At 49.7% G+C, this 21334-nt stretch carries 17 protein-coding genes; 9 read left to right on the top strand and 8 right to left on the bottom strand.

Annotated features, from left to right (window positions below):
- The first annotated feature begins 14 nt into the window (after window positions 1-14).
- Complete coding sequence (locus ACY0JR_RS12705; RefSeq protein ID WP_462634473.1) at window positions 15-5099, top strand: eCIS core domain-containing protein; 5085 nt, start codon at window positions 15-17, stop codon at window positions 5097-5099.
- Between the two features lie 14 nt (window positions 5100-5113).
- Window positions 5114-6484: an ATP-binding protein gene (locus tag ACY0JR_RS12700; RefSeq protein WP_462634472.1), complete on the top strand. Its 1371-nt coding sequence runs from the start codon at window positions 5114-5116 to the stop codon at window positions 6482-6484.
- 208 nt (window positions 6485-6692) lie between these two features.
- Here the strand turns inward: ACY0JR_RS12700 and ACY0JR_RS12695 are convergent, their stop codons facing one another.
- Window positions 6693-7019, bottom strand: coding sequence for a cupin domain-containing protein (locus tag ACY0JR_RS12695; RefSeq protein ID WP_462634471.1), 327 nt, complete (start codon window positions 7017-7019; stop codon window positions 6693-6695).
- Between the two features lie 12 nt (window positions 7020-7031).
- Window positions 7032-7505, bottom strand: coding sequence for a hypothetical protein (locus tag ACY0JR_RS12690; protein WP_462634470.1), 474 nt, complete (start codon window positions 7503-7505; stop codon window positions 7032-7034).
- Between the two features lie 172 nt (window positions 7506-7677).
- Here ACY0JR_RS12690 and ACY0JR_RS12685 point away from each other — a divergent pair, with 172 nt between their 5' ends.
- Complete coding sequence (locus ACY0JR_RS12685) at window positions 7678-8115, top strand: heavy metal translocating P-type ATPase metal-binding domain-containing protein (RefSeq protein ID WP_462634469.1); 438 nt, start codon at window positions 7678-7680, stop codon at window positions 8113-8115.
- A 69-nt stretch (window positions 8116-8184) separates the two neighbouring features.
- Window positions 8185-10128 (top strand): heavy metal translocating P-type ATPase, encoded by a 1944-nt coding sequence (locus tag ACY0JR_RS12680; protein ID WP_462634468.1) that lies wholly within the window; start codon window positions 8185-8187, stop codon window positions 10126-10128.
- A gap of 267 nt (window positions 10129-10395) precedes the next feature.
- Here ACY0JR_RS12680 and ACY0JR_RS12675 read toward each other — a convergent pair whose 3' ends face one another.
- A complete protein-coding gene (locus ACY0JR_RS12675; RefSeq protein WP_462634467.1) occupies window positions 10396-10947 on the bottom strand; it encodes an REP-associated tyrosine transposase in 552 nt (183 codons plus the stop codon).
- A 364-nt stretch (window positions 10948-11311) separates the two neighbouring features.
- Window positions 11312-11707: a hypothetical protein gene (locus ACY0JR_RS12670; RefSeq protein ID WP_462634466.1), complete on the bottom strand. Its 396-nt coding sequence runs from the start codon at window positions 11705-11707 to the stop codon at window positions 11312-11314.
- Window positions 11708-12095: 388 nt separating this feature from the next.
- Here ACY0JR_RS12670 and ccoS point away from each other — a divergent pair, with 388 nt between their 5' ends.
- The 3 genes from ccoS to ACY0JR_RS12655 are packed head-to-tail and all read left to right on the top strand — an operon-like array spanning window position 12096 to window position 12775.
- Complete coding sequence (gene ccoS / locus ACY0JR_RS12665) at window positions 12096-12302, top strand: cbb3-type cytochrome oxidase assembly protein CcoS (protein ID WP_462634465.1); 207 nt, start codon at window positions 12096-12098, stop codon at window positions 12300-12302.
- A complete protein-coding gene (locus ACY0JR_RS12660) occupies window positions 12292-12531 on the top strand; it encodes a hypothetical protein (protein ID WP_462634464.1) in 240 nt (79 codons plus the stop codon). Before ccoS ends, ACY0JR_RS12660 begins: the two co-directional genes overlap by 11 nt.
- A complete protein-coding gene (locus ACY0JR_RS12655) occupies window positions 12524-12775 on the top strand; it encodes a hypothetical protein (protein ID WP_462634540.1) in 252 nt (83 codons plus the stop codon). The genes ACY0JR_RS12660 and ACY0JR_RS12655 overlap by 8 nt, the downstream gene beginning before the upstream one ends.
- A gap of 36 nt (window positions 12776-12811) precedes the next feature.
- Here ACY0JR_RS12655 and ACY0JR_RS12650 read toward each other — a convergent pair whose 3' ends face one another.
- On the bottom strand, window positions 12812-13393 hold the full coding sequence (locus ACY0JR_RS12650) for an HPP family protein (RefSeq protein ID WP_462634463.1): 582 nt from the start codon (window positions 13391-13393) through the stop codon (window positions 12812-12814).
- 160 nt (window positions 13394-13553) lie between these two features.
- Window positions 13554-14471: a bestrophin family protein gene (locus ACY0JR_RS12645; RefSeq protein WP_462634462.1), complete on the bottom strand. Its 918-nt coding sequence runs from the start codon at window positions 14469-14471 to the stop codon at window positions 13554-13556.
- 99 nt (window positions 14472-14570) lie between these two features.
- Between ACY0JR_RS12645 and ACY0JR_RS12640 the strand changes: the two genes are divergently transcribed.
- Together ACY0JR_RS12640 and ACY0JR_RS12635 are read left to right on the top strand one after the other, a co-directional pair.
- Entirely contained in the window at window positions 14571-16463 is a 1893-nt protein-coding gene (locus ACY0JR_RS12640; protein ID WP_462634461.1) for a chloride channel protein, read from the top strand.
- Between the two features lie 294 nt (window positions 16464-16757).
- Window positions 16758-18413, top strand: a complete 1656-nt coding sequence (locus tag ACY0JR_RS12635) for a M1 family metallopeptidase (RefSeq protein ID WP_462634460.1) — start codon at window positions 16758-16760, stop codon at window positions 18411-18413.
- Between the two features lie 674 nt (window positions 18414-19087).
- On the opposite strand, the gene ACY0JR_RS12630 is transcribed toward ACY0JR_RS12635, so the two are convergent.
- Both ACY0JR_RS12630 and ACY0JR_RS12625 read right to left on the bottom strand, forming a co-directional pair.
- Window positions 19088-20680, bottom strand: coding sequence for a M20/M25/M40 family metallo-hydrolase (locus ACY0JR_RS12630; protein WP_462634459.1), 1593 nt, complete (start codon window positions 20678-20680; stop codon window positions 19088-19090).
- Window positions 20681-20785: 105 nt separating this feature from the next.
- Entirely contained in the window at window positions 20786-21220 is a 435-nt protein-coding gene (locus ACY0JR_RS12625) for an acyl-CoA thioesterase (RefSeq protein WP_462634458.1), read from the bottom strand.
- Window positions 21221-21334 lie beyond the last annotated feature (114 nt).

The raw sequence follows: 21334 nt of genomic DNA, 5'->3' as shown, positions 1-21334 counted from the left end.
TTCTGAAAAACGATGTGAAAACCGCTTCTGAAAAATCTTCTTCCTCTGCCGCGTTGTTGCAGCGCAGCCAGCAGTCGCCTTTCTTTAACAAGCGGGGGGAAGACAGCTTCTTTGCGGCCTCTGGGGTGCAGGCCAGCATAGAGATAGGACAGCCCGGCGATGCCTACGAGCAGGAAGCAGACGCCATGGCCGACAAAATCATGCAGAAAACCTCAGCGGAAATGCCAGAAAAGCAAGACAGAGAAAAACTGCAAACCAAACCTCTGGCTGAAAGCATCAGCCCAATTTCGCCCTCCCAGCACACTGATGAGGCGCAAATTTACGGGCCAGACGAGGAAAACCTTGAGATACAAAGAAAAGAAACCCTGAATCCTGCCGCAGAAAGTTCTACCGTTCCCCCCGCACTGGAGCAGCAGATTCAAAGTACCAAGGGAAGCGGTGCTCCCTTACCCACCAAAACCCGGCAGGAAATGGAAGAAGGTTTCGGGACCGATTTCGGGAAAGTACGCACGCACACCGGATCTGAAGCGGCGCAGATGAGCCAGGAACTAGGTGCCCAAGCCTTCGCCCACGGTCAGGATATTTACTTCAATAACAGCAAATACGCCCCGGAAACCTCCGTGGGAAAACACCTCCTGGCGCATGAGCTCACGCATACGGTGCAGCAAACTGGCGGGGCTTTGCACCAGAAGAAGGCTGAGGTGCAACGGAAGGACGGTGAGCCAGAAAAAAAGAAATCCTTAGGTGAGGCTACTCAGGCAGAACTGGAGGAAAGCGCAGCTAAAGAAGGATATATCACCAAGGGGAACAAAGGCAAAATAGAGTTCCACATTAAAAAACTCAAAACCGAAAAATACTACATTACCCAGGAAGAAGCAGCCTGGCTAAAAAATTTCAAAGGAACTCAGATCCCGAAGGGAGAAAGGAATTCTAAACAGCTTGCCAAATGGAAGAAAGGAGTGAAAGAAGGGGTTCACCTCAAGCTTAAAGAACTGGCCGGCAATGAGAACGAGGAAGAGGGGAAACTGCTAAAACTTACTTTGCTCCAAAGCAAACAGAAAGGAATTGTGGGTACCCTTGAGCAGATAGTGAATGAAGTGCTGGTGCCTTTCTGGAATTACAAAGGAACTCCTACTTTGTATGACATTGAGCACATGATAGACTGGCAAATTCTGGGGGAAGAGGCAGACCGATTAGACAACCTCATCTTGTTAGATAGAAAAGTAAACCGGAAGTTGGGAACCGTGGTCCGGAACGCCATTGAAGGTGATTTGTCAAAAATAGCCGCTAAATACGCCAAAAATTTCATACGGGTGCCTACCAGTGGTGCCAACATCAAAAACAAATATGACACGTTTGTTGACGACTTTGATCTGAGCGGTAAGAATTTAACGTTTGAAAGTTATTACTACGACAAAGAAGTCTCCACTGAGAAAGGAGAAGGCAATCCCTTTGATAAAAAATTCATCACCCTTAAAGAGGCTACCATTCCAGACAATCATTTCCTGCTCACCACCAGTGACAAAAGGGCTTCCTATGTGCTCCCTTACTCTACTAAACAAACCATCATTGGAGCTTTCAAAATAGATGTGGAGTATGATAAGCAGGCCAAAAAGCTGAAATCTCTGGAGTTTACCTATAACACCCCAGGCGGAAAATCACTGCTGAAAGCAGAGAAATTTAAAAAGCAGAAGATTGAGTTTGATGAAAAAGCCCAGGACCGCTACATCATCCAGGGGCAAGGCCCAAAGGCAATCTTAGCGCCTGCCCTGAAAGGTCTATCTATGGAGAAGATGAGCCCCATTGTAATTAATGAAGAGGATATAGTTTTCAATGGCTTAGACATAAGTGTGAAGGGGAAAGTAGACCCCACCCTTTCTGTTCTGAAAGGAATTGACATATCATTTGCCTTGGAGAACAATGAGTTCACGGTAAGAGCCGAGGTGCCGTTGGATAAAATAGCAAAAAATATTCCTAAGCCTTTTCAGGTAGATTACAGCAGCATTATTCTGGAGGCCAGCACCAAAAGCGGACTCTCCGTTGCCGGTGGTTTAGGCTTCAGCATTGAGAACCTTGGCCAGGGCGACATCTTTGCCAAAGTAGGCAAAACCATTGCGTTTGACGGCACCTTCAGTTTTGATTCACGCTGGTTCAGTAAAGCCGATATTCACATTGGCTATGACAACGGAGATTGGAGCATTGGGGGCGACTTGGAAGTGAAGGCAGATGCCGTAAAAGGCATTAAAAGCGCCGAGCTGAAGGTGGCCTATAGCAAGGGTGTCTTCTCAGCCGATGGGGAGGCAAAACTGACGGTGCCGGGCGTAGATACCGTGAAACTGGCGGCTCAATTCAATGACACCGGCGAGCTCAAGTTTCTGGCCAACGTGACCCTCAAGGAAATGCCTGGCATTAAAAGCGGGTCGGTAGAAGTGACCGTGATGGCCAAAAAAGGCGAAGACCTCAAACTAGGTGTAAAGGGCGAAGCTGAGCCCAACTTGCCCAATGTTCCCAGCCTTAGCCCCAAACTCGCCATCACGTACACAGATGGAATCTTTGATGTGCGGGCCACCGTCAAATACAAGAAAGGCCGCTTTGATGGCGGGCTAGAAGTGGGGGTCACCAACAAAACCGTAAACGAGAAAGGAGAACCGCAGGGAGAACCAGACCAGACCGGCAAAGTAGTGGTGTTTGGTTACGGTGAATTAAAGGTAGACCTGTTTAAAGGACTCATCGGCAAAGTAAGCGTCCGGCTTACCCCAGAAAAACAAGTGATGGTGGCCGGAGAGATCGTTCTCAAAGACTTAAAGCCCTTCGGCGAAGGCTACCACTTTAGCAAAGATTTACTCAAATTCCCCCAGATTCAGATTCCATTGGTAGGCATTCCGGGCATGAGCGTCTCGGCGTTCATTGACGGGGGCGTCACCTTTAAGTTCGACTGGGAACCGTTGGTGCTAAAGGAATTGAAAGTAGGTTTCAAAGAAACCAACCTGAACGAAATTGAGAAGGTGAGTCTGGAGATACACGGCTCACTGGGGTCAACGGCCAATGCCGAGTTGTACATGTCCATCAACGCCGGTCTCAAAGCGCAGGTCCTGATTGCCTCGCTCAGCGGGAAAATTGGGGGAGAGGCGGGGTTGGGCTTAAATGCCGAAGCCGGTGGAGCCGTTGATGCCGGCTGGGACATGCAGAAAGGGCTGCAGTTCAAAGAGGTTCGGGCTTTCCTGAACGCCACGCCCAAAGCCATTTTCCGGCTAACCGGCAGCGTGAGCGTAGACCTGGACCTTTGGGTAACCACCGTGAACCTGTACTACCACAAATGGGTGCTAGCCGAAAAGCAGATAGACATGGGTGCTTTTAGCTTGAAGATTGATTTCCCCATTAAGTTCAAAGAAGACGGCACGCTTATTCCGCCGGAGTACAAAGATATGAACCTGCAGAAACCAGACTTCTCCGGCGACCAGGGCAAAGACATCCTGAACAAAGCCATCAACGGCGATGCCGAGAAAGAACTGGCGGAAAAGAAACAAGGCATCAGGAACCAGATAAAGGCCGACCTGCGGAACCCTGAAACTCAGAAAGATTTGACGCCTACGCAGTACACCAATAAAATGAAGGGGAAGTACGCCAAAGCCCCAGAGTTGCAGGAATTTGTGGTGAAAACCATTGAAGAAGAATCCCGCAATCTTGAATACGAGCAGTTTAATCAGAAAAAGGTAGAACTCAAGGCTACCGGTGTACCCTTATCCACTAAGATTTCCTTTGTCAACCTGTTTTTCATGTGGCACCAATACATCACCGTCGCAGACAAAGACGCTTTCATAGCGGAACTGGCCAAACTGGAGGAAGAGAAAAACGCGAAAGCGAGTGTACCATCTACGTCAGACGGCAGCGTACCGCCTCCAAACCAATCAACTGCTCCCGCAAACAGTTCGCTGGTGAGTAAAAAGGCCAAAGGTATCCATAAAAAAGAAACTCCTGACCGAAATGTAGAAGAAACCACGGGCAAAGGTTTAAGGCCTGTTTTAACAAAAACTGCTCTTAAACAGAATATCAGCGAAGCCAACCAAGAGGAGAAGCAGCCTCTTTCACCGGAACAGGAAGCAAAGTCCAGTCTTTCTGGTGGTACTACCCTGTTAACTTTTCTTACTCATGAAGCAACAGAAGAGTACTCGTTTATAGTGTATGATCTAAAGGGAAATGGTTATCTTGTGTTCCCTCCAGAAAAAAACCAAACTGAAGAAAATCCCTCAGCCTTATCGCTGAAAGCGGATGGAAAAGAGCAAGAAAATTCAACCTACTTTTCCGAAGATAGCTCTCCCGTACCTGTTGTTCCCGTTCTGTCTGCACCCACGCCAGAAAGAGACTCGCTTCCACTGCAGAACCGTATCACGCCATCTTTTATTTCCAATGACATGAGAGTCTATTCGCGGCGGGCCAAGCCGAACATCAAAGAGCAGCAACCCTTCTTCGGGGGTAAGGGAAAAACCACAGATGCGGGTTCTGGTTTCATTACGAAATCAGGAATCCAGCGCAAAAAAGAAACGGTACAGAAAGCCGCAGAAGAAGAGAAGAAAAACCAGGTGCCGCCAGAAAATCTGAAGCAGGAAGAGGGTTCTTTGCAGGCTAAACAAAATGAGGAAGAACCAAAGGTGCAGTCAAAAGAGCCAGACAAAAAAGAGGAGAAACTTCAGAAAGCCGAGTCGTCCAAGAAAGATCCTGAGAAAGAACCTATTCAAAAGAAAGCCATAAGGCAGAAACCCAGAGCCATTTCTGAATCAATTCAGCGAAAAGAGGCAGGAAACGCCAAAGTAGCCTCGCCGGAGGTAGAAAAAAGGCTGCAAGCCTCCAAAGGGAAAGGAGTTGCCTTGCCGTCGCAAGTACTTCAGGATCTGAACAGCAAAATGAAGCATGATTTTTCGGCCGTCAGAATCCACACATATGCCGAAGCAGCGGCCATGGCCGAAGAAATGGGAGCCTTGGCATTCACCCACGGGAATGACATTTATTTCAACAATGGTCAGTATGCCCCAGGTACTTCCAGTGGTCAGCAGTTGCTGGTGCATGAATTAACCCACGTAGTGCAGCAATCCAAAGAGTAAGGAAAGCAAACCCCATGAAAGACGTAGACGCGCATACCGTTACTCTGAAAGAACCCTCCACACATGGGTTTCACCAGCAACTGCTTGACTTTCTTGGGCAGACAATTCAGAACCGGCTGCGCCATTACACCGGAAGCGCGGTAGGAGATTTCCTGTTAGACCATGGCCAGGTGCAAGCGATTTTAACGTCAGATTGGTTTCAACGCGCCTTCCGGAAAACTACTCCCTCGCCCGAAGAACTGGTGATGATTCTACTGGCTTTGGCTCCGCACCTGAATCCGGCTTTTTACACCAACATCATTCTGGACTTTCTCCCTGAGGGCGGTGACTTTCCTGAGTTTGGAGGCAGCAAGGGAACAAACCACCGGGGCATTCTTCCTACCGGCGAGACTGCCATGTTTGTTTTGGCGGGCGACCACCTAGGGAAACGCCTGCAGATTCTGAAACTGTTGCACCATACGGGGTGGCTCTCGCAAAGCGGCACGCTGCAAGTAGAACCGGTAAAGGCAGGTGAACCTCCTCTAAGTGGCCGGTTGCTGTTAGACGAGGAAGTGGCCGAAGTTCTTAACCTAGGAAGCGTCTCGCGGCCCCGCTTTTCTCCTGAGTTTGCCGCCGAGCACCTCACTACTGAGCAAGTGTGGGCAGACTTAGTGTTGAACGAACATACAGTTCAGCAAATTCAGGATATCCAGATCTGGCTACAACACAATGAAACGTTGCTGTATGAATGGGGCATGTACAAAAAGATTAAGCCCGGTTACCGTGCCCTGTTCTACGGCCCGCCAGGCACCGGAAAAACCCTTACGGCTACCTTGCTGGGCAAACACACCCAACTAGACGTTTTCCGGATTGACCTGTCTCAGATTGTGTCCAAGTTCATAGGAGAAACCGAGAAGAACCTAGCCAAGGTATTTGACAAGGCCCGCCAGAAAAACTGGATTCTGTTCTTTGACGAAGCAGATGCCCTTTTTGGGAAAAGAACCAACGTGCGCGATGCCCATGATAAATACGCAAACCAGGAAGTGTCTTACCTGCTGCAACGCATTGAAAGCTTTCCGGGCGTGGTGATTCTGGCCTCCAACATGAAAAGCAACATTGATGATGCTTTTCTGCGCCGTTTCCATGCCATCATCCATTTTCCTAAACCCACCGCCGCAGAACGGTTACTCCTTTGGCAGAAAGCCCTTCCCAAACCGCTGAAGCTAGCCAAAGAAGTTCAACTAGCCGAGATTGCCCAAAAATATGAACTCACCGGATCTGGGATCATGAATGTAGTGCAGCGCGTAAGTCTCATAGCCCTTACCCAAAATGTAGCTCCCGTTTCCACCAATTGCCTGGTAGCAAACATCAAGAAGGAAATGGAAAAAGAGGGTAAAATGGTGTAGAAACTGAATAAAGCAGAAATGAAGTTATTCTGCTTTTATTCAATTTTCCTTTCTAGTCAACCAGGTTTAGGGGATTGGCATCTGATTGTAGTAAATAGCTAGGACTTACCTTAAACCTAGGAGTGTGATGAAATTCGAAAGTTTCTTCGGCTAGTTCTAACTGAGCAAATCGCTGTATTTCCTTACTAGTGTCGTGCTTTGGTTTTGATTATTTAACCAATACCATCTTGAAATCTGTCTCAGCGGTGAGGGAGTGCGGGACATTGGCTGGAATGGCAATGATCTGGCCGGGTTGCAGTTGTTGAGAATTGCCGTGTATATGGAACGCACAGGTTCCCTCCAACATAATGAGCAGGGCAGGAGTGGCCGTGGTGTGCGTCTTTAGTTCCTGACCTTTCGCAAAGGCAAACAAATGCGTTTTCTGGTATTCCTGGTCTAGCAACACCTTATGAGCGAATTTGGAAGTCTGATACTTTAATTGCGCCGTTAGGTTCTCTAAGGGCACCGTTTCTGTCACTTGTTCTGAAATAGTCATTGCTAATGTAGGTTAAGAGGGTTGCACGGTTTGAGGCAAGATGGACGGGACAGTAAGTTGCTTGAAGACCGCCGAAGCCGTGCCCAATAACATGCCTAATTTGAAAACTTCCAGGCCCACGTAGATGTGGTGCAAATGAGAGGGAGCAGGCACTTGACTAGCAATGATTTGTAATGCACGCTCATCTAAAGCCGGTAAAAGCCAGAGGGTTTGTAAAGCCATTACCGCTGAAAGCAAAATCACTGGAAGTATTATTTTGAAAGAAGCCTGATTGTAAATAAGCCCGAACAGCACCACGCTGCAGAACACCAGTTCAAACTTGTTCAGAAAGCCGAAAACCAATCGGCCAATACCTAAGCCTATGGCGAGCGTGACCTGTGGGGCGGTGAATTTTACCGGTGCTTCCAGAAACGAAATGCCTAATACCATGCCCGCCCATAAGAGCAGAGAAAATAGAATGACCTGGGTTAAAAAGGAAGATCTCATACGCTTCGTAGTTAAAGAAAACAAACCGCTGTAAGTACGGCAGGAATGATGCAAAAGTCTGTAGAACAGGCGGGAGCTTCAATGAGATGCATCATGCAAGGGAATGACCAGCATCATCCTTCTGGCGGGAAGGCTGCTGTACTTTTGTGGGTGATAAAAGTAACGAAAGGTCATGAGGGAATCCGCCGCCATCCTTGTTGAAGAAAAAGAACACTGTTACCACTGCGGTGACGAGTGCACCAGTGAACCCATCTACACCGATGAAAAGGCCTTCTGCTGTACAGGTTGCCAGGCAGTGTATGAACTGCTGTACGCCAATAACCTCTGCACCTACTATAACCTGGATGCAGACGAGAAGCCGGGCGTAACGGTAAAATCCGAAGAAGTACAGGTCAACCAATTTGCTTATTTAGACGAAACCGCTACGCTGAATCAACTGCTCACGTTCCAGAGCGACACGTTGAACAAAGTACTGTTCCAGATACCCAACATGCATTGCAGTTCCTGCATCTGGCTCTTGGAGAACCTGTTCAAGCTGGATCAGGGCGTGGTAGAATCCCGGGTGAACTTCCCGCGCAAAGAGGTATCAGTTTCCTATAATCCGCAGTAAACCAAGCTCAGCAATATTGTCACGCTTCTTTATAAGATTGGCTACGGACCTAGCCTTAACCTTTCCAGCTTGTCTGGGAAGAAGCAGAAGCGGGACTTCGGGGTTAACCTGAAGCTGGGCCTGGCGGGCTTCTGCTTCGGGAATACCATGTTGCTGAGCTTCCCGGAATATTTCGCGTTTGGCGAGGAAGTGAAGCAACAGTTCGGGTCTTTCTTCGGATTGGTGAGCATTGCGCTTGCCTTGCCGGTGTTGCTGTACAGTGCGCGGGGCTTCTTTGAGTCGGCGTGGCAGTCGTTGAAGCAGCGGCACATTAACCTGGACACGCCCATCAGTCTGGGATTGGTCTCGTTGTTCAGCGTGAGTTTGTATGACATCTGCCTACAAAGCGGACCTGGTTATCTGGATTCCTTCACCGGTCTTGTGTTTTTCATGCTGATTGGGAAATACGTGCAGAAAACCACCTATGACGCCCTCGCCTTTGACCGCGACTACAAAGCCTACTTTCCTATTTCGGTAACGGTTTTGGAAAAAGGGGCCGAAAACGTGACGGCAGTGAAAGAACTCACGCCGGGCAAGCGCATCCGCATCCGGAACCAGGAACTGGTGCCCGCTAATGCCATTCTGCTGCGGGGCTCCGCGTTTATTGACTACAGCTTTGTGTCTGGTGAATCGGCACCGGTGCCCAAAGTGGCCGGTGAAATCATCTACGCGGGAGGCCGTCAGGCGGGCGAAAGCATTGAGCTGGAGGTCATCAAAGACGTGTCGCAAAGTTACCTCACGCAGCTGTGGAACAATGATGTCTTCCGGAAAGATAAAAGCTATTTCGGGGTTGGTACGTACGCCGATAATGTGGGGGGCTATTTCATTACCGTGACGCTGCTCATCGCTGTAGGCGCGTTGGTGTACTGGGTGCCGCGCGATACCGACATGGCCATCAAAGCCTTTACCTCGGTGCTGGTGATTGCCTGTCCGTGCGCCTTGTCTTTGAGTGCGCCGTTTACCTTGTCTAATGCGCTCCGCATCTTCGGGCGGCAGAAATTCTACCTCAAAAACGGGGACGTAGCCGAAACGCTGGCGAAAACCGATACCATTGTCTTTGACAAAACCGGCACCTTAACCGAAAGTACCCAGACCAACATCACCTACCAGGGTGAGGAACTGAGCCTGGATGACCAGAGCCGTTTGCGGTCTTTGTTGCAGCATTCCACGCACCCGTTAAGCCAGAGCCTGTACGGGTACTTAACTGCGCCGGTGAAACCGGTGCGCGATTTTGAGGAGATTTCCGGAAAAGGCGTGCAAGGCTGGGTAGACGGCGTTCTGGTGAAAGTGGGTTCCCGTTCCTTTGCCGGAGGCCTTGCCTTGCCGCAGCAAGCGACCGGATTGGCGACCCGCGTGTACGTGCAGCTAAGCGAAAAGCAGAGCAGCGTCTTTACGTTCTCCAACCATTACCGCGAGGGCTTGCCTCAGCTTGTACAGGAGCTGCAAAGCCAGGGCAAAAAGCTGGCGGTACTCTCCGGGGACAATGATGCCGAACGGGAAAACCTGCAACGCATCTTCGGCACGGAAGCCGTGCTACGGTTTAACCAGTCACCCGCCGATAAGCTGGCGTATATTAAACAGCTGAAGAAAGAAGGTCATAAAGTAATCATGGTGGGAGATGGCCTCAATGATGCGGGTGCGCTGCAAATGAGTGATGCGGGAATTGCGGTGACCAACACCGTGAACGGATTCTCTCCGGGCTGTGATGCCATTCTGGATGCAAGCTCCTTTACGCAACTAGCCAAGTTCCTGCGGTTCTCCCGCCGCAGCCTCAACGTCATACTGGGCTCGTTTATGGTGTCTTTCTTCTACAACATCATCGGGCTTTCTATGGCGGTGACCGGGTTGTTCACCCCCGTAGTATCTGCCATTCTCATGCCCATCAGTTCCTTAAGCGTGATTCTCTGCTCTGTGTTGGGCGTTCGATGGGTGGCCCTGCGGATGGGATTGTTGCAGGCTAAAGGAGAGAAGTAGGAGGGGTGTAATGGTAAAGCGTTTAGAGCCTGTTTTTTTGGTAAGACTGCCCTAAACGCTTTATACCTAATCACAAATGTTTTGGAAATCTGCACTATGGCGCGGAAGTTACTTCCGTGCCTTTTTGGGCACCTACAGTTACGTTCTAGGCTTGTTTTCTGGAAGTGAGCTTTAAAAGATAAACCTATAATTGTGTATTGGAAGGCACGGAAGTAACTTCCGCGCCATAGTGGCTTAACTAACCATGTACTTGAAGCTTATTAGAGTCTATTCCAGAAACCTGATATTCACCAACCCTTTCCCTCCAGCATAATCTAAGGCACTGTTATACACGTAACTTTCTGCTTCACTTACAACTCCAGCATCTACCGGGTTGTGGTGAATATAGTCTAGACAACGTTGCTGTTTGGCATTCTCTGAAAGCTCTACTGGATGGTACTGGTTCTGCCAGAAACGGTAATTCTGGTGTTTGCTGCTGTTTTCCGCTGCATTTTTAAACAGTTCCAACATCCAGTCTTTTCGGCTTTCCTGCGGGTTTTCGGCAATAGACCGTACTAAGACTACAGAAGTGAATTTCTTAAAGTCTCGAATAATATCTTGTAGTGGGAAACGACCTTCAGTTCCTACGGCTAAGTGAAGGTGATTGGTCATAATGCACCAAGCATATACTTCCAATCCTTTTTCCCGTTGACAGAAGTTCAGGCTTTCTACTAGTATGTCTTTGTATTCACGGCGGGTAAAAACGTCTACCCACTGCACTACGGCAAACGTGATAAAGTAAACTTTCTCCTGATTCTGAATTTTGTATTTCTCGCTCATCAGAAAAGAATACGAAGATAGATTTGGTTTGTCTTCAAGCTTTTGAGAGGTACTTTATTTACTATGGCGCGGAAGTTACTTCAGTGACTCTTGAAACCACAATAAAGGTTTTAAGCCTGATTTTGGGGAATTAGCTCTAAAAGGAGGTGTGGAAACTTCAGCAGTGTTGAAAGGCACGGAAGTAACTTCCGCGCCTTAGAGAGGCTCCATGTAGGTAATTCTCAATAAACCTTGCTCGCCCGCAAATCAATCGAACTGCTGTAGACATAATCTGCGGCTTCTTTGACTATACCTGCTTCCACTGGGTTTTTATGGATGTAGTTCAGGCAGCGTTGTTGTTTCTCATTGCTGCTAGCTCCTATTATTATTTCTTACGTTTTGCTTTAATTAAAAGTATGACATGCCATAGAGATGCGGCACCTAAACTATACACTATCATTTCGGCAAGTTGGGACCATGCCAGCAAGTACATTGAACAACTTAGGAGAAGGAGAAATAGGATGCTATGGAACTGAAGTTTAGATCTAGGTGTGGTTTTAAAATTTATGTAGTGAATCAGTTCGTAGAAAAAGTAAACAAAATAGAACAAGCCGCCAATCATTATAGAATATTGAAAAGCCCTGAGTAAACCTTCATTATTATATTTCAGATAAAAAGCAGCAACTGCAACTAGTAGGTACAACCAAATGCTTTTTGTTTTTGCTAACTTCTTACTACTGGTAACTGCATAATTCAAAACAGACTCTTCTTGATTTTTCATGTGTGTAATTTATCAGATAGTACTCATGGGTCAATCTTTAGGAAAAAATTAATTGAGTCTACTTCCATTAAATATTGCAAGGCTTGCCGGAATGGTAGACCTGTTGGATGAACAGGTCTAAAATTAAACTATTATACAAATGTCCAAAGCTTAGGGTAGGATACTTTAAACTTTGGCTAAAATGTACTTACGGGCCTTCCGCTCAATCTTTTCTCGCCAGTATCCCCTCTTTGATATCAATCACCCCCTAAACTGACGCCCGTCATCTTTTTCCCTCTGTCAACTCCTGACCTTTGTAACAACTGAAAGGGCTAGGTAAGCACCGAAGCGGACACATTCACTTCTCTACCGCTGCTGCCTGTTTCAGGAGAGACATACCGGCTTAGCCATGACCATCATTTTCTTACTTATCTGCATCAGCTTACTGGTGGCCATCCTGTTCCTGGGAGGGTTCCTGTGGGCGGTGCGTTCCGGCCAGTACGAGGACGATTATACGCCCTCAGTGCGCATTCTCTTTGACTCTGACTTAACCGAAAAACAACCTATTACTTCTATTTCTACTAAAACCATGGAGGACACCGCACATGTTAGCTGAGGTTCTAAAAGCACCGGGCGAGGCACTCAAAGAACGCGTCCGCACTGTTGAAACATTCTATTATGACAACAAGATTGTCCGCGATTTCGCCTACGCTACCCTATTCTGGGGCGTGGCCGGAATGCTCATCGGGGTCATCATCGCGTTCCAGCTAGCGCGCCCCGAACTCAACATGGGCACGGAGTACACCACCTTCGGGCGGGTACGGCCCATGCACAAGGCTGCGTGAACTGTCACTCCCAGATGGTGCGACCGAATCCGGAAAACAGGAGGTGGCAAGGGCGCTCAAAAAACTCAGCGGACAGGAGCAGGAATTGCTGGAGAGCGTGACCAAAAACATCCTGAATAAAATCATGAAACTGCCGGTTGTGGAACTAAAGGCTGCCTGTCAACGCGGAGAGTCTGAAGCGCTGTTAGATGGACTTTCTATGTTGTTTAAGTTAGAGAACCAAGCTGAGTTTGTAGAAGCGTAAAACGGAAGGCTCAGAAAAGCGCCTCTTTGCAAAACCCTACCTATACTTTCTCTTCCACAGCATAAACCATTGCTTGTTCCTGGGGTAACTGCGATGATTGGTCATGTTATTGAACAACAACGCGACCAGTAACAACATAATCACCCCGCTCAATACTGGGCTAAGCACATACAGGTAGCCGAGGGCCTTGATTTTCTCCGAACCTATGTTGGCGATGAGGGAAGTAGCGCCTCCGGGCGGGTGCAGCGTTTTGGTTATCTGCATCAGCACAATGGATAGAGAAACAGAAAGTGCCGAGGCGAGCCACAACTCATGAGGGACCAACTTGTGGACCGTAACGCCTACCAAGGCGCAGACCACATGCCCGCCAATCAGGTTTCTGGGTTGAGCCAGTGGACTGTTGATGAGGCCGTAAATCAATACAGAGGATGCCCCGAAGGACCCGATCAGGAAGAGGTTGTCGTTGGCGGTGAAGTAGTGGCTGTTCAGAAGCCCAATGAGTCCAATGCCTATAAAAGACCCCAGAAACGTCCAGAGGTGTTCTTTATAATCGATCAGCGTTTCGCGATACGCCACGTAGCGGGCCATCCGGAAGTGCCTTTTTATTCTTTTCTTCATTTCAACGGATGGAGGACTCCATCTGGGTTTGTGCAGCGGCAACCGGCGCAGAATCTCGGCTTGCTCACTTCTGTTTGATGCAGGTATTCTTTCCGCCTGCAAAGTTGGGGACCTTTTTCTATTTTAAGGCTATTTTTTCAATTTCACGTCAAATTCAGGGCTAGTCCATTATATGGCTTTTACCCTCGTCTGGGTAAACTGGTAGAGGCTGGTTCGCTAGTTCCAGCAGGGTGGCTTCTATCATTCGGCACATTCCGTTTAGGGCAAGATCATTGGGTTCCAGGCCGAAAGGTTCTTCAATTTCGCCGATGATCACATCCAGGCCCATAAAGGCATAGCCCACCAGCGCCACGAAGAGGGGCGTCATCCAGCCGCTGCTTTCCACCAACCCGAAGGGCAGCAAATAACAATAGGCGTAGACCGTGCGGTGCAAAAGCAGGCTGTATGGGTAAGGAATGGGCGTGCTTGCAATCCTTTCGCACCCGCCCACAATGTCAGAAAGGTGGTTGAGGTTGGCGTCAAACGCGTTCAGGGTATAAGAATCTAGGCGGCCTTCCTGTTTTCTCTGTTGCACCCAGGCGCCCAGTTCCCTCAGGAGCCGAATGGGTTTATACCTTCGTTTCAGAATATCGGCTGTTAACGCAGCGGGCAGCAGCCGTTCCAGGTCAACGGCTGCATCGGTTTGGCGTAACTGGTGCTTGAGGGAATAAGTAAAGGCGATGAGCAACTGGATGAAGTGCTGGGTTTCCTTTGCTTCGGCGGGCAAGCCGCTCATGGTAATAGCCTGCCGCGCCAGGGAACGGGTGGTGTTCAGGAGCGCACCCCAGAGTTTGCGGGCTTCCCAGAACCGGTCATAACTGGCATTATTCCGGAAACCCAGAAAGATGGCCAGGGCAATCCCCAGGAACGTAAACGGAACCGGGTTGAGGGAGAATCCATCATCTGCCGTACCTAGAAAGTAGACGACCGCCGCTGAAAACAGGGCCAAAAGAAGCAAGCGGGGCAGTATGTCCTTCAGAATGGAGCCTCGCCACACAAAAAGCATTCTCAGCCAGCCCTGCTTCTCCCGTATAATCATAAGTGCGTGTTTTCTGCTCTTTTGCTTTTATGAATGGTACCTTTGCGGCACCAAAGAAGGAAATACGTTCCAAACTGGTAAAAGTAAACAACTAGAACGATGCAGAAGAATACTTCCCCCCAAGGAATTCCCATCTCAGTCTCGCTGGAAGACACCTTAGCCGCCGAACACATCAAACCCCAGAAAAAAGCCGATAAACAGCGCTTACTCCTTATTTCGGCACTCGCCGTGCTGGTGGCGGTTTGTATCAGTTTTGTAGCCAAGCTCCTGGTGTACCTCATAGACCTGTGCACCAACATCGCGTTTTACGGCAACTTTTCTGTGGAACCGGCCAGCCCGGCCCATCATAATTTGGGACTGTTCGTGATTATTGTGCCGGCCATTGGTGGTCTTATCATTGGGCTGATGGCGCTTTACGGCTCCAAAGCCATACGCGGGCACGGCATACCTGAGGCCATGGAGCAGGTGCTCACAAACCAGAGCCGGATCAAGCCATCCATTGCCTATCTCAAACCCATTTCCTCGGCCATCTCCATTGGTACCGGCGGACCTTTCGGGGCGGAGGGGCCCATCATCGCCACGGGCGGAGCCTTGGGTTCTACCTTCGGGCAGCTCTTGAAAATCACCCACAATGAGCGCAAGATTCTGCTCGCCGCCGGGGCTACGGCCGGTATGTCGGCCATCTTCGGGAGCCCCATTGCGGCCATTTTCCTGGCTATTGAGTTGCTGCTGTTCGAGTTTTCGCCCCGCTCCATTATTCCGGTGGCGCTGGCTTGTATCACCGGCGCGGCCGGACACCACTTCATGTTTGAGGAAGGCCCCGTCTTCCCAATTGCGAACCTGATTGAGGCGCCGTCCAACATGGCGTTGGTGGGGTATAGTGCCATTGGGATTGCAGTGGGATTGCTTTCGGTGTTGGTGACCAAGGTGGTGTATTTCATTGAGGACAGCTTTGAGAAACTCCCCATTCATTGGATGTGGTGGCCCGCGCTGGGCGGCTTGGTTGTTGGCGTTGTGGGGTATTTCGCGCCGCGCACCATGGGCGTAGGCTATGATAACATCACTGACATTCTTTCGGGCAACATGCCCTTGCAGTTTGTCTTGTCTTTGTGTCTGCTGAAATTCATTTCCTGGGCGGTCTCTCTGGGTAGCGGAACATCGGGCGGTACGCTGGCTCCTTTGCTAACCATTGGCGCGGCCACCGGTGCCTTGCTGGGCAGTGTCATCATTTACTTGTTCCCCGATGCGGGCGTGACGCTCACCTTAGCGGCTCTGGTGGGCATGTCGGCTATGTTTGCGGGTGCTTCCCGGGCCCTGCTTACGTCCATTATCTTCGCCATAGAAACCACCTCCCAGTCTAATGCCCTGCTGCCACTGCTGGCCTCCTGCACCGGTTCTTACTTTGTGTCTTTCTTCCTGATGGAGAACACCATCATGACCGAGAAAATCGCCCGCCGAGGTGTGAAGACGCCACATTCCTATGAGCCCGATCTGCTGGAGAAAGTGACGGTGGGTCAGGTGATGGGCGAGAACAGGCTGGTACTGGGCGAAGAAAATCGTTTAAACGAGGTCAGGGAATGGCTGGAGAAAGAACACGCCGAAAACAGCAACTTTTTTGTGGTAGTGGGTGCAGACCAATCCTTCAAAGGTATTATCAGTTCTTCTAACCTGTTCAGCAACCACCATGATCCTGCTACCCAGTTGGGAACGCTGATCAAACGCAAACATATCTCTATTTCTTCTGATGCCAGCCTGCGCACGGCGGTGGAAATGATGGCTCGGGAAAATGTAGACGTTCTGCCGGTGGTCTCCGGTGGTAACCAAATAGTAGGGGTGCTGGCCTACAAGGATATTATTGCCGCTTACAAACTGAGCATTGAGGAGCACGAACGGCAACTCCCCAATCTTTCCCTCAAAAAATCCAGACTTAGGGTTTTGCTGCACGGGAAAAGATTGATGACCACGTCGAAAAGGACAGGGAAGAAAGGATGATCTTTTCAATTTAAGTGTTCCGCGATTGGGAGCGACCTTAAGCATCTGGCCGCTTAGAGTACATTTACGGTACTGATGTTACTTCTTTTGCTGCTGGTGACTCCCGGCGAGTCTGGAGACCCGCTATATTCTGAGGCACGGGACTTTAGTCTCACTCCAGTATCCAGTACTTTTTAAACCTGTGAGGTCTTGGTGACCTCACAGGTTTGCCTTGATTAAGTAGAAATCAAAAAGTTTATTTTCCGGCTTCAAACGGTGCTACTTTTTAGCTACTTTTAGGAAAACACCCTCAAAATGCAGAACAGACTTTCCTGGCTTTTAGGAGCAGCTTTCTTTCTCGGGCTTTTGAATATATCTGATGCCCAAGCCCAAACTACACCTACATTCACCCGGCAAGATACCTTACGCGGTTCCATCACCCCAGAGCGGGCCTGGTGGGATTTGGTGCACTATGACCTGCGCATAAAGGTGAACCCGCAGGACAGCACCATGCGAGGGACTAACCTGGTGCGCTACAAGGTGCTGAAGTCGAACCAAGTGATGCAGATAGATTTGCAGCCACCCATGCGCATAGAAAAAGTAGTGCAGAATGGTCAGAATCTGACAGTGAAGCAGGACGGAAATGCCTGGTTTATTCAGTTAGCCGCGAAGCAAGTGTCGGGTACGTTACAAACCGTGGAGGTGACGTATAGCGGTAAGCCGCAGGTGAGTACCAATCCGCCGTGGAGTGGGGGAGTGACCTGGAAGAAAGACTCTAAAGGCAATCCTTTCATTGCTACCTCGGTGCAAGGAGACGGCGCTAGTCTGTTCTGGCCTTGCAAAGACCACATGTACGATGAACCCGATAGCATGATGATACGCGTGAACGTACCGCAACATCTGACAGATGTTTCCAACGGGCGTTTACGGAAGGTGGAGCAACACGCAGACGGAACCAAGACTTTCCGCTGGGCGGTCACCAATCCCATCAATAACTACGGCGTAAATGTGAACATTGGCGACTATGTGCACTTCTCTGAAGTGTACGCCGGTGAAAGGGGCAGACTGGATTGCGATTATTATGTGCTGCGCGAAAACCTGGACAAAGCGAAAGAGCAGTTCAAGCAAGTTCCGCAGATGTTGAAAGCCTTTGAGCATTGGTTTGGGCCGTACCCGTTTTATGAGGACAGCTACAAACTGGTGGAAGTACCGTATTTGGGCATGGAGCACCAAAGTTCGGTGACGTACGGCAACAAGTACCAGAACGGCTATCTGGGCCGTGACCTGAGCGGCACAGGCTGGGGCCTGAAGTTCGACTTCATTATCGTGCACGAAAGCGGCCACGAGTGGTTCGCAAACAACATTACCTACAAAGACGTGGCCGATATGTGGATTCATGAAAGCTTCACCAATTATTCTGAAAACCTCTTTGTGGAATATTACCACGGGAAGAAAGCCGGGAGTGAATACGTGATTGGAACCCGCCAGGGAATCAGAAATGACCGGCCCATCATAGGTACCTACGACGTCAATTCAAGTGGCTCTGGTGATATGTACCCCAAGGGCGGGAATATGCTGCACACTCTTCGGCAAGTGGTGAACGATGATGAGAAATGGCGGAAAATCTTGCGTGGCCTGAACAAAGAGTTTTACCACCAAACCGTTACTTCGGCACAGATAGAGAACTACCTCAGCAAGCAGACCGGCCGTGACCTGAATCCGTTCTTCAACCAATACCTGCGCGATGTGCGCATTCCGGTGTTGGAGTATAAGAAGGAAGGAAATGCCCTTTTATACCGCTGGAACAACGCCGTGGCTGGTTTCAACTTACCGGTTAAAGTGACCGTTGGCAGTAAGGAAATGTGGCTTCAGCCGGTTACTTCCGCCTGGAAAAAAGCAGCTGTAGCCGCAGGCACTGCAGAGTTGGAAGTAGATCCTAATTTTTACGTGACGCAGAAGCGGGTGGAGTAAAGTGATGCTTATCTTACTTATTGGTTTAGATATTTAGGTGCAGGGGGTTTGCTGTTCCCTTGGCTTGGCTGTCTTTTGCGTGGGTGCAAGTGCTGTGTTGTTTCATCGTTGACGGTAAGCGCTCACGGCCGCGAGGCCCCGTCTTCCCCTCGCGCACTGCCCTTTCGGCCTGAGGTGTCTTTTGCGCTTAGTTTTGCCATTCTAGGGCCAAAAGCGAGGCGCACTCGGGAAAGACTGGAACTGGCAATGTGTAGGGGAAAGTAGCAATTGACTTCCGCCTCTAAACCGGAGACTTCCCCTATGAAGGTAGGGCCGTTAAGTTCTAAAAATTGATATGGTTCAAGTTTTCAACTTGGACCTAAATGAGCTGAAGTTTGCAAATCAGTGAGGCGTTAGCCTCAAACTCTGCAAGAAAGGCAATGGACTTTACCGCAGTTTAAGCCTCCAATGTAGAACTTAACAGCCCTACCTTTGAAGGGGGCGAAGGGGGGATGCTTACACAAGTAGATCACACGTGTTCCTTTCTCTTTTAGAGGGTATATTGCTGCTCCACAATCTCCTGCTAAGATGCGTTCTGGACTACATCTAATGTCAAAAAAACAGCAGGGGTTGGCATATCTGCCAACCCCTGCTGTTTTGAGCCTTTTTTCTGTAAAACGTGGTTAAAAGAAAGGTTAGTCTAAGCCGCCTTTACGGGTAGGTTTTGTTTGGGCGGGCCAGGTGCCGGGCTGGCCGGTTCTTTGGTTTATAGGCAACACACTTCTGTCGCGGGGGGCGGTGGTGGGGTCTTCGCTGGCCATGTAGGCTAAGATGGCGGTGAGAATGGCGTTGCTGCGCACATCGTCAAATACAATCTTGTCATAGGTGTCGCGGTTGGTGTGCCAGGTGTAGGTGCCGTATGACCAGCTTAAGGAACTGAGCATGAACGCCGGGGCACCCGCCGCCACAAACGAAGCATGGTCTGAGCCACCGCCGCCCGGCGCGCCTGGGAAAGTGGTCTGTATCTGGGACCTGATCTCGGTAGGCACTGGCGCCAGCCAGCGGTTGAGGAACTCATACGCGTGAAGGAAGCCAGAGCCTGATAAATTGGCTACACGACCGGTACCGTTATCCTGGTTGAACACGGCCTGTACTTTGCTGACAATTTCGGGGTGGTCTTCCACAAAGGCGCGGGAACCGTTTAAGCCTTGTTCTTCGCTGCCCCAGTGGCCTACCAGAATGGTTCTTTTGGGGTTAGGGTACATCTTCTTGAGAATGCGCATGGCTTCCATCATCACCAGCGTGCCGGTTCCGTTGTCAGTAGCGCCGGTGCCACCGTCCCAGGAGTCAAAGTGCGCCGAAAGAATCACGTACTCCTCTGGTTTCTGGGTGCCTTTCATCTCGGCAATGGTATTAAAGGTGGGCACTACGCCCTTTTCTTTAGACTCGGCCTGAATGTTCAATTTAGGTTTCTGCCCCGATGCGGTGAGGCGGTACAGCATGCCGTAATCTTCCAGGGAAATATCTACCGTGGGAATTTTCTTGGTGTAGGCGCTGAAGATCTTGTTCACGCCAAATCCCGCCGACCAGTTAGACATCACAATACCGGCGGCTCCGGCTTTTTCAAGGGCTACCGGCAAGGTACGAGCTGTGTAGCCCGTTTTGGCCATTTTAGTGCGCCACGCTTCGCTTAATGCGGTGCGCTCGGCCTTCATTTTGTCAAATGATTCTTTGGTGGCGAATTCCTGCCAGTTGTAATCGGGGCGGCCGGTGGGTTGGGGCATGGAGATGAGCACCAGTTTGCCTTTCACGTTGGGCAACCATCTCTGGAAAGCCACGGAATCGGTCACCGTTTCTGGTAAGAGAATGGTTTCGGCGGTTACGCCTTTGCCTTTGGTGCTGGGGCTCCAGGCCAGTTGCATGCCTTCCAGCGTTCTTACTCTTGGGTGCACCATATCTATGTGCGAAATGCCCCTTTGCCAGCCGCGCCACTCGCCCCATTTCTCGTTTCTTGCGGTAATGCCCCAGCCTTTGTATTTGGCAACGGCCCAATCGTTGGCTTGCTGCATCTGCGGGGTTCCTACTAAACGGGGGCCAATCACATCCATGAGTTCATGGGCCAGCGGTTCCAGTTGGGAGTTTTGGGTGGCTTCTTTAATGATGTTTTCTACCACGGGGTCTTTGGTTTGGGCAACACCAACTTGGGCAGAAAAGAGCAGGGAAAGAAGCAGGAGCTTGGGCGTACTTTTCTTGTAGACCAGGCGGGGAGGGGTAAGGAGTTGTATCATGCCCCTAATTTAGGAAAGCTGTTAAGAACTGAAAGAGGAAGCGCAAATTAGCTTTCCAGTTTTCTGTTTGGGGGCTACTTTCCAGAAAGTAGCCCCCAAACAGTACTAAGCTTCCAGTACGAAATCTTCGGCTTGTGGCAGGGTCATGAATTTCTGGGCCAGGTCTTCCGGCAGAACAGCTAATTTGCGTTTTATGAGGTCAATCCAGGCACCTTCTACATTGATGATGGCGGCTTTTACCCCATCGCCCCGGTACATGACGTGCCGAAGGGACCAGCGGGAGCCATCTGGGCGAGCCTTGGTGAGGACAGACTCTATTTTGATGGAATCGTTGATGCCTACCTCGCGCAGATACTGCAGTTCTTCCCTGAATAGGATGGGTCCTAATTTGAGGTGTTGGAAGGTTTTAAAGTCGAGGCCCAGGGTGTCTAACATGGCGATACGGGCTTGGGCGGCGAAATCGGCGTAAGCCGAGTGGCGAAGGTGCATGTTGGCGTCTACCTGCGCCCAAATCACGTTCCCTTCATAGACAATGCTCATATTTTCTGGTTTTATTTTGAATAGATGAATTTCTCATGTAGCCGGTGAAAGTACATGAACTGGAATATAGGTGAAAAGGTGGTATTTGGTTGTGCCTGGTATCAAAAAAGTAAC

Source organism: Rufibacter sp. JT3400010 (assembly GCF_054956755.1).
The sequence above is the reverse complement of the archived record's forward strand: the minus strand, read 5'-3'. Positions and strand labels throughout refer to the sequence as shown.

Coding starts and splice junctions, on each gene's coding strand:
- ACY0JR_RS12700 (WP_462634472.1), top strand. CDS start 5,114: ATGAAAGACGTAGACGCGCATACCGTTACTCTGAAAGAACCCTCCACA.
- ACY0JR_RS12695 (WP_462634471.1), bottom strand. CDS start 7,019: ATGACTATTTCAGAACAAGTGACAGAAACGGTGCCCTTAGAGAACCTA.
- ACY0JR_RS12690 (WP_462634470.1), bottom strand. CDS start 7,505: ATGAGATCTTCCTTTTTAACCCAGGTCATTCTATTTTCTCTGCTCTTA.
- ACY0JR_RS12685 (WP_462634469.1), top strand. CDS start 7,678: ATGAGGGAATCCGCCGCCATCCTTGTTGAAGAAAAAGAACACTGTTAC.
- ACY0JR_RS12675 (WP_462634467.1), bottom strand. CDS start 10,947: ATGAGCGAGAAATACAAAATTCAGAATCAGGAGAAAGTTTACTTTATC.
- ACY0JR_RS12670 (WP_462634466.1), bottom strand. CDS start 11,707: ATGAAAAATCAAGAAGAGTCTGTTTTGAATTATGCAGTTACCAGTAGT.
- ccoS (WP_462634465.1), top strand. CDS start 12,096: ATGACCATCATTTTCTTACTTATCTGCATCAGCTTACTGGTGGCCATC.
- ACY0JR_RS12660 (WP_462634464.1), top strand. CDS start 12,292: ATGTTAGCTGAGGTTCTAAAAGCACCGGGCGAGGCACTCAAAGAACGC.
- ACY0JR_RS12650 (WP_462634463.1), bottom strand. CDS start 13,393: ATGAAGAAAAGAATAAAAAGGCACTTCCGGATGGCCCGCTACGTGGCG.
- ACY0JR_RS12645 (WP_462634462.1), bottom strand. CDS start 14,471: ATGATTATACGGGAGAAGCAGGGCTGGCTGAGAATGCTTTTTGTGTGG.
- ACY0JR_RS12640 (WP_462634461.1), top strand. CDS start 14,571: ATGCAGAAGAATACTTCCCCCCAAGGAATTCCCATCTCAGTCTCGCTG.
- ACY0JR_RS12635 (WP_462634460.1), top strand. CDS start 16,758: ATGCAGAACAGACTTTCCTGGCTTTTAGGAGCAGCTTTCTTTCTCGGG.
- ACY0JR_RS12630 (WP_462634459.1), bottom strand. CDS start 20,680: ATGATACAACTCCTTACCCCTCCCCGCCTGGTCTACAAGAAAAGTACG.
- ACY0JR_RS12625 (WP_462634458.1), bottom strand. CDS start 21,220: ATGAGCATTGTCTATGAAGGGAACGTGATTTGGGCGCAGGTAGACGCC.